Genomic DNA, 1,862 nt, shown 5'->3' with positions numbered 1-1,862 from the left:
CAAAACTGTATTGACAATTATTGTAATACACCATTAACACCCACACTGCAAGACCAGGCAGGCAGTCCAATGAAAGTGAAAGCGTATGGGACACCTCAGGAATGGGAAAAGATCACCAAAGCGCTGACTTATGATTTTGAAGTGGAGGTGAAGGAGAGTGGGCAAAGTTGTAGTACAGGGTGGGAGAATGTGAGAGTTGGTTCCAGCTTCAATTGGCAGTTTGTGAAAACCCTTCTTGCCGGAAGCCCGGGAAGCCAAAATCAACTAAATACTTTAATAGACTACCGCTTTGATTTTGAAGGAAATATTTACGCTTTCTTCTATGCATTTTATCCTACCACTTTAAATAATGGAGTATCAATTCCATCAAACAATAGTTCTTCCGATCGAGATTTACATTTGGTTAAATTCAGCAAGGCGGGACAAGTAATTTGGTATAGAAAATTTGATGCTAAAGTTATATTAAACGCAGCAACAGCTTCAATATCGAATTTTTTAGAGATTACGTCTATAAATTCAAATCCAACTTTTCAGCAGAATAGTGAAGCAGATCTGACGCTTTCTATTAATGACTTTAATATTTTAAACGGTCGAGTTTTTTTCGTTTTCAACGTGGGAGGGCGTGCACAATATCCTACTGTTATTACTTACGAAGGTATTGATCGCCTAACATTATCTCCCGATGAAAGGGGTATTGCAGGCTCAATTGAAAGTGCCAATGGTGAGTTGGTCTGGATTAGATCTGCGACTAAACCCAACATTTTTAATTCATCCGCTATTGCAGATGATCTGGGTAACGCTTATTATTTGTCTATTTGCGAAGTGGGAAATCAGGGAGTTTATCTAAATGACCCTGAAAGCAATAGAGTGCAAATTACTAAGGTTGATCCAACAGGAAATGTAATTTGGATAAGTGAGCTAGTAGAGTTTGAGTATAATTCAATAGCACATAATGGAGTTCCTAGATTAGTTTTAGACGGAAAAGGAAATGTTTATTTTGTTTGTGGAATTTATAACGCATCAACATCTACGGGACAGGTACTTCCATTAAAAATTAAAAGAAATGGAACTATCCTTGAAACTTTTAATAAAACTAGTTTTTTTGAAATCATTGTAAAGTTCAATTCGAATGGAAGTTATGCTTGGCATAAGTCCTTTTCTAATCCTGCCTCTCCTTATGGAGACTTCGTATTTGTTGGATTGCAAAATTCACTATTACTTATTCCAACACAAAAAGATTTCACGAACCACCTCAATAACACATACTCTTTGTTGAAGTCTAATCAGGAAGGGGTTATTGAGATGGATTTAAACGGTTCTGTTATTTGGAACCACATCTATAACTTAGACATAAATTCTGATCTTGGAGATGTAGTTTATTATGAACGAAATGGCATTCTTTATTTAGTAACTAAAACTACGACATCTTCTGTTTCCATAGCACAGTATGCAATCTTAAAGTTTGATAAAGATTTAAAAACGTTAACTAGCCAAGTAATTGAGGGTGTGAATTTAAAGATAGACTATTTCGAGTCCCTCTTCGTGGAGAGTTTGGCTGATAAATATGTACTTATTGGATCGACTGAAAACGTAGCCGGCGATTTAGATAGATTAACTGTTGATGACTTAGATGGTCTTAATGTTAGAAGCAGTAATTATTTTTTAGGTAAGTATAATTCTGATAAATGTCCTACTGCGCGCTCCCTCTGCTTCCGCTTCACCACACCACAACAGGGGGTAACAGTACCTGTTGGGTTAGAAGATATCGTATTTGATCCTCAACCAGAGACTTGTGCTGAAGCGAGCACACAGGCAGTAAAGGCAGCGATTGATCAGCAGGTAGAACAGGCGATCACAAACAG

At 37.2% G+C, this 1,862-nt stretch carries 1 protein-coding gene; it reads left to right on the top strand.

From position 1 onward, the window contains the following. Positions 1 to 1,862: hypothetical protein (locus KK060_RS24780; protein ID WP_254157965.1), on the top strand; the 1,862-nt coding region annotated here is incomplete at both ends.

It is taken from the genome of Chryseosolibacter indicum, assembly GCF_018598585.1.
Taxonomy (GTDB): Bacteria; Bacteroidota; Bacteroidia; order Cytophagales; family Cyclobacteriaceae; genus Chryseosolibacter; species Chryseosolibacter indicus.
This window is presented reverse-complemented; position numbering and strand designations above follow the sequence as displayed.